The 6862-nt window shown below is 41.1% G+C and carries 6 protein-coding genes and 2 pseudogenes; 2 read left to right on the plus strand and 6 right to left on the minus strand.

The window, feature by feature from the left end:
• Positions 1-492 precede the first annotated feature (492 nt).
• From ACYQ35_RS10050 to ACYQ35_RS10070, 5 genes are all read right to left on the minus strand, one after another.
• Positions 493-945, minus strand: a complete 453-nt coding sequence (locus ACYQ35_RS10050) for a helix-turn-helix domain-containing protein (RefSeq protein WP_105310306.1) — start codon at positions 943-945, stop codon at positions 493-495.
• Positions 946-1026: 81 nt separating this feature from the next.
• Positions 1027-2946: a TetM/TetW/TetO/TetS family tetracycline resistance ribosomal protection protein gene (gene tet, locus ACYQ35_RS10055; RefSeq protein ID WP_119225074.1), complete on the minus strand. Its 1920-nt coding sequence runs from the start codon at positions 2944-2946 to the stop codon at positions 1027-1029.
• A gap of 345 nt (positions 2947-3291) precedes the next feature.
• Entirely contained in the window at positions 3292-3837 is a 546-nt protein-coding gene (locus tag ACYQ35_RS10060) for a GNAT family N-acetyltransferase (protein WP_166462290.1), read from the minus strand.
• Between the two features lie 57 nt (positions 3838-3894).
• Positions 3895-4758 carry a GNAT family N-acetyltransferase gene (locus ACYQ35_RS10065; protein WP_105310309.1) on the minus strand — a complete coding sequence of 288 codons (864 nt, stop codon included), beginning with the start codon at positions 4756-4758 and terminating at the stop codon, positions 3895-3897.
• A 25-nt stretch (positions 4759-4783) separates the two neighbouring features.
• Positions 4784-5140, minus strand: coding sequence for a nuclear transport factor 2 family protein (locus ACYQ35_RS10070; RefSeq protein ID WP_074924845.1), 357 nt, complete (start codon positions 5138-5140; stop codon positions 4784-4786).
• Positions 5141-5353: 213 nt separating this feature from the next.
• Between ACYQ35_RS10070 and ACYQ35_RS10075 the strand changes: the two genes are divergently transcribed.
• Positions 5354-5710, plus strand: coding sequence for a helix-turn-helix transcriptional regulator (locus ACYQ35_RS10075; protein ID WP_158683094.1), 357 nt, complete (start codon positions 5354-5356; stop codon positions 5708-5710).
• A gap of 277 nt (positions 5711-5987) precedes the next feature.
• Positions 5988-6086: pseudogene (locus ACYQ35_RS10080) on the plus strand (plasmid mobilization relaxosome protein MobC); the annotation flags it as partial.
• Positions 6087-6194: 108 nt separating this feature from the next.
• On the opposite strand, the pseudogene ACYQ35_RS10085 reads toward ACYQ35_RS10080, so the two are convergent.
• Positions 6195-6503 (minus strand): annotated as a pseudogene (locus tag ACYQ35_RS10085) (DUF5720 family protein); the annotation flags it as partial.
• Between the last annotated feature and the right edge of the window lie 359 nt (positions 6504-6862).

The raw sequence follows: 6862 nt of genomic DNA on the forward strand, positions 1-6862 counted from the left end.
TTTCTCACCTCCCTTCGCAGCCGCAAAGGCGGGTGATAGTTCTCCTCCCTTTCGCAGGGGTAATCATGGAAACCGCAATTTGGCAACCAAGATCGGAGAAAAATTTTATAAAAGGCCCTGCTATTTTGCGAAGTCCCGAATAAACAGAAAAAAGCGCCTGACTGCAAGACGCAGACAGACGCAAAGGAATTAACAGCAGTATTTAGATGATTTAAAAGTTCATATTCAGGGGTAGAAACATCCCCGGTGGTAGTCGGGCTTTTTTTGATAAGTCAAAGAATGTAAGAATTTGTTGATATGGTTTATAGCTCATGGCGGCTTCCTCCTATAGCCGCCGCTTTTACCAGTGGTACCGCGTCATTTCTTGAGAAGATAAAAAGAAACAGCGGCTTTGATTTTGTCAAAACCGCCGTTTGGCTTTTTCTTTATTGCATTAAAATTTTGCTGCCCACACAACGGTTTTTTTATTAACCGCAAGCAGCTTTTTTCATTTTAATCATGTCGTTTTAATGTAATAATAGCATGGCATATTAAACCGAATACAAGGGCAAAGCAAAAACCTCCAAATAGTGACGCTCCCCAGCCTGTACCGGACATTGTCATCAGACCACCCACAAAGAAAATACCAATGCCGATAAAGATACCAACTGCGTAAAATAATCCGATTGCTATATCATACTTATTAAACGGTCGTTTTGTTTTTTCCATATTTGTTTCCATTTTTATGATTACCTCCTTCGCAAGATCATCCATGTGGACTCCAAAAAGAAAGCAGATTTTTTTCAACGTATTTATATCGGGTTCATTGACATCCCTCTCCCAATTCGATAGCGCCTGCCGGGTAACATTTAATTCCCCGGCTAATTCCTCTTGTGTCATTCCCGATTGTGTCCGCAGATGACGTATTTGCTTTCCTGTTGTAATATCTGTCTGTTCCTTGTTCAAAATAGTTCCTCCTCTCTGCTACTGATTCTATCAATGATATTCCGCAATAGCCAGCAATGAACGCTTGCATTGCGCAAGACCTTACATGATCTTCTGAAACATATGACGAACCTTATCCAGCCGGCTATTGGGGCGGCGGGGCTGTACTGCAGGTTCCCCTGAAGTTTCCTGATACCCTTTCAATTCCGTCAGGCAAACACTTCTTCCATTTGTGTAGAAATTCAGATCGCTTTTGTATTCCCCAATCCGTCTTGCCGGTATTTCTCCAGTTAAGATCGCTTCATTATTTTTTATTGAAGTTGTTTCAATTACCGCATCGTATTTCACAGCATCATGATAAGCCCGTGAAAGATATTCCTGCGGTGCAAACAGGGTAAAAGAAAGATAGGGTTCTAAAACCTGTGTTCCTGCTTTTTTTAATGCCAGTTCCAGCACAATGGGCGCAAGAAAGCGGAAATCTGACGGAGTACTGACTGGGCTGTAATAAATTCCGTATTCAAAACAGATCCTGCAATCTGTCACCTCCCATCCATACACTCCCTGCTCCAATCCATACTGAATCCCTTCCATAACTGCGTTTTGAAAACTTTGGTTTAAATAACCAAGTGACACCTTGCTTTCATATTCTGTTCCGCTCCCAGCAGGAAGGGGAGTGACTGCCAGACCAATCGACGCCCAAAAGGGATTTGGCGGCACTTCAATATGAATTGTATAATGCTCCTCTTTTCGTGGTCTTTCCAGATAAATGACCGTAGGCTCTTTTACCTCTGCCTCGATGCAATATTTTTCATTCAATAAAGAACAAACAACTTCTAACTGTACTTTCCCCAAAAAGGAAAGAATGATTTCATGAGTGACAGGATCAATCACAAAGCGCAGAAGCGGATCAGTATCCGCAATCTCTGTAAGGGCATCCAGCAACACTTCCCTTTGCTCTGCTTTGGCTGGCTCTATCGTTGTCCTAAGAAGCGGCAGGGGATTATCCGTCCATGCCTTGCGTGGCAACAGTTTTTCGTCTCCCAGAATATCATTTAACTTTAATGTGTTGTCAGACAAAATAACAATCTCCCCGGAATCAGCAGTATCTGTCTGGACAATTTCTCCCTTAAATGGAATTGACATCTCTGTAATCTTAATCTTTTCCTTTTTTTGCAAAAAAATCGTTTCCCGTAAGCAAAGCGTACCACTATACAGCCTTACATAGCACCGTCGTTTTTTCTGCTCGGTATATTCAATTTTAAAAACGTACCCGCACAGTTCCGATTGACAGTTATCCGTTTTCGATGAAAAAATATCTGTGATTACATCAAGCAATTCTTTTGTCCCGATATTCTCTTTTGCGCTTCCATGATATACCGGAAAAAAAGTTCCCTGCTGTACCCTTCGCTTTATTTCTTCCTGAAGTTCCCGCAATGTCAAAGGCGCTCCTGAAAGATATTTTTCTAAAAGATCATCATTCCCGGCAATCACAGCATCCCACTTTTCAAAATCCGCAACGTCGGAAAGTGTTAGTTCTGAAAATAAATGAACTTCCTGCATAACCATCATATCTTCTGTCAATTTTTCTCTGATATTTTGATAAGTCTGTGCAGGAACAAAGCCTTCCTGATCGATTTTATTGATAAAAATAATGGTTGGTATCTTCATCTTCCTCAGCGCATGGAACAGCACTCTGGTCTGTGCCTGTACGCCATCTTTTGCAGACACTACTAAAATCGCTCCGTCCAGAACTGATAAAGAACGGTACACTTCTGTCAAAAAATCCATGTGTCCCGGTGTATCTACAAGATTCACTTTGTACTCTTTCCAGTGAAAAGACGTAACGGCAGCCTGAATGGTAATTCCCCTTTGACGTTCCAAAGCCATAGAATCCGTTCTTGTTGTGCCTTTATCTACACTGCCCGGTTCTATGATTGCCCCGCTTGTATACAGCAGGCTTTCTGTCAGTGTTGTTTTTCCTGCATCAACGTGTGCAAGAATGCCAATATTGATTATTTTCATGTGTCATCCTCCATTCACAGCCAAAAAAAGGCATAAAAATCCCCAGCAGCAAAATACTCTTACCGCTGGGGATTTAATCTTTGGACATACACATAAAAGACATACGCCAACAGACGCTTGTCACTTGTCTTGCTATGTCAATATATAAGGCAAAAGTATTCTTAAATAGGCACAAAAAACCAAGCCCTTGTTCCAAAGGACATCCCAAAGTTTTTTGTTCCCACTATTTGGTTATAGTTTTATTTAAGAATACCCTGCCGCATATTTTTTAACTCCTTTTTGGAAATATCATGATTATAACACATCCGCACCCGAAAAGCAAGCATGAAATAAATCTTTCAATCATCACAATTCTAATCTCATAGAAATGACCTCCTGAAATCCGGCTATGCGGGAGCAAAATCCTTTGGGATTTCTTCCAAACTCGACAAATCCAGCCTGTTCATACATAGAAACGGCTCTTTCGTTTTCAGCAACCACATTAAGTTCAAGCTGGCTATAGCCCGCTGCTTTAGCACATTCGATACATGAAGCCAGCAAAGCCTTACCAATTCCAAGCCCCCAATATTTTTTCGCAACGCTGATGCCAAATTCTGCCCGATGCCGTACCTTATACTTTGTACCGATTGCCTCGATTCCTGCTGTTCCTGTAATGACACCGTCAACTATGGCAATCAGTTCAATCTCCCTTTCACTCTCAGCCTTTTCTTTCAGGAACTGGCTTTCCTGTTCGGCATTAAAACTGTTTTCATCTGGATATGTAAGCAAATAATCGGTTTCGCTATGTGTCAGATTGAAATTATCCAATACAAGCTGACCATCACTTTCTGTTCCATTCCTCAAACAACATTCCACACCATTACTTAACATTATTGTTTTATTATATCTCATGCCTGCCCCTTCACTGACAACCGCCCTTAAAGTCAGCTTCTTCATCTATGCAATATCCTAAACAGAAAAATATTTTCTCATTTCATATTGTTTAACAAATACACGAAACTTCATTTTCTTCAAAAATATGTTTAATGCCTGATCTCGCTCATCCACGTTTATTACTTTCATCTCTAAACTCTTTGTTTGTTTCGATAAATCCAACAAAATCTCTGTGGCAACTCCCATTCTGCGATATTGAGGATGTACCGCTAACTGCACAATATCTCCTTTTATTTTGTCCACAATACCATAGCCGATCAGGTTTCCGTCAAATTTAACAATCGTATAAGAAAAGGATCTGGCGATTGCGCATACAGCATCTTTTGCGTTTTGCCATGAAGGTGGATACGTCCAAAAATCCTTGACTATTGTCCATTGAGCTTCTTGTATTTTTTCTGGATGTTCCAGTTTCCACGCTTTATATATGCCTGGTTCTTTTATCCCACCTGTCAGTTGGTAACAATTCAATACTCTGTCAACTTGAAATCCCTGCTTTTTATATAAAGTAAGCGCCTTCTCATTATCCTGAATCACTTCCAGCTGATACACTCTGATTTTATTTTTTATACATATAGCACTGACCAGATTCAATAATTCCCCCATGATTCCTGTTCTGCGAAAATCAGGGATAACTCCTGTTCCGAGGTCATAGACTGTTTTTTCATTATCCCACTCTCTCACTCCATTCAAGATAAAAGCGACAAGCGTTTTATCTACAAAGGCTCCAACTGAAACCGCAGGCATAAATCCATTTCTTTTCAACATTGTCTCAAAGGATTTAAAAGACATATCAACTGAAACCTGATAATCAGAAAATGCCTGTGTAAACGCTTCGTATATACAAATGGAATCTATGTTTTCCAATGTCCGGTATTCCATATTTTCTCCTACTAAAATGTCATATTTACTCTATTGGAAGATTGTGCTGTTTCAAAAATGAGAGTTTATCCCAATAGCCTCGTTGGAATAAAATCTTTCCGTTCACCACCTGAAAAAAGCCACATCCCCGTAACCCCAATGGATCACGCCATTCAAGGATTGCCCATTGCCCATCCTCAAAAATATTTTCTACGATAGCTGTCATATCCGCTGTTGAAAATTCGGCTGTAAACATGGTACGGATTGCTTCAATGCCTACTACTGGCTCATTCGCTACTTGGTGATTTGTCGCATTTTCATGATAAAGAGCTGTAATTGCTTCCACATCATGGTTATTGAATGCATCTACCCATAACTGAACAACTTCTTTCGGTCTTAACATGGTAGTAATCCTCTCCTTGTAATTTCATAATTTTTCTTGTTTGTGCTATTGTATTTGATAAGCAAATGGTTTTTTCTTGCCATTCATATGATTATACCTTGTCATGTCAAGAATATCAAGCCGAAATCATGAATTATTTTGGCTTATGTTGGGAATTGTGTAGACATATTCAATGAGAAAAAGGAACTGTAAAATGTAATCGGGTGAATGAATATGGCAAAAAGACCTGTAGAAAAAATCGACTTTGGCCCCTATGGGTCAGCAATTAAGGCGGCGAGGACAGGACAGAAGGAGTCTCGTAACAAAGTAGGTGATGAGATGTATCTTTCTCCCCGCTATCTCGCCAATATTGAGAATAAGGGACAACATCCGAGCCTCCAAATCTTTTTTGAGCTCATGTCCCGCTATCATATCTCCGTGGATCAATTTCTTTTTGGGGATACGACATATGGGAAAACTACGTTGCGCCGACAGCTTGACGCTCTGGCAGATGAATTGACCGATCGGGAAATCGGAATTATCATTGCCACCGTACAAGCCGTGTTGGATGCCAGAGAAAAAGGGGAGTAACCATGCTCCTGACACAACTGGACAGAGAATGAGAAACGCTATGAACGAATGAAGTTTGTAGCGCTTTTTCTTTGCATTTTCGGTAGCCAAACGGAGGTTTTCGGGATTACCTAAGTACGAAGAACTAAAGAACAGCAAGCACAGCAAACGAGTACCCGTTTGCGATTTTTCTAATTTTCAGGTCCTTTGCCCGAAAATGAAAAATGCTTGTTGGGATAATCCCAAACCCTTAGAAGAACGGAGGAAACCGATGGCGAACCGAAAGAGAAATATTCAGATGAAGTTTTGGGTGACAGCCGAGGAAAAAGGGCTGATAGATGAAAAGATGAAACTGCTCCCCACACAACGGTATGGGGCTTATCTGCGGAAGATGGCGATTGACGGATATATCATCTACACTGACACCACGGACATAAGTGAAATCAATAGGGGACTCATGGGAGAGAACATCGAAGACGATCATGTGGCGGGTGTCAGGGTCAAAACGCTCCAGAGCCATAATGTCATGGCCGGCCAGTTTCTCCGCCCCGGACTTCTGCCTTGCCTCTGCAAGCATTTCCCCGATGGTTCGGGCTTTCCCCGGCAGGCGGTAATTCTTCTGAACATCATTTACCAGAGCCATACACTCCTTGTCAGAGAGCAGACGCAGTTTTGACAAAAGGCTTTCTGCGGTCTGCCGGATTTCCGGGTTTGGGGCATATCGCTTATTCATGGCGATCTCGTTCAGAATGGCTGCCTGGCAGGTGCTTTCTACTTGGTAAACCATTCTCTTTTCATTTTCAGTTAAATTCATGGGATAGGCTCCTTTCTGAAAAATGGGTATAAAAAAACGCCATAGGAAGTTGAGAGCCTATGGCGTTGAGGGACTGTATTCTGTTATATTTCAAGGTTTGACATAAGGCATACTATGCAGTAATATAGACCTATAAGTAGTTGATAATCGTTGGTGGGGAACCAAAGCGATAGACCTTGCCTTGCTAAGAGTTTGCTAATTGGACGGTTTAATCTTAGCAAATTTAAGGTGTTATGGAGTATCACGATATAACAAGCTAATCGTTGAAAAACCTTGATTTTACAAGGGTTATACGGTATCAGAAGTTATGTTAGGCTACCGTGTATGAGGTGGTAAGCCATAGGACTTTAAGTTCATAT

It is taken from the genome of Faecalimonas hominis (genome assembly GCF_054660755.1).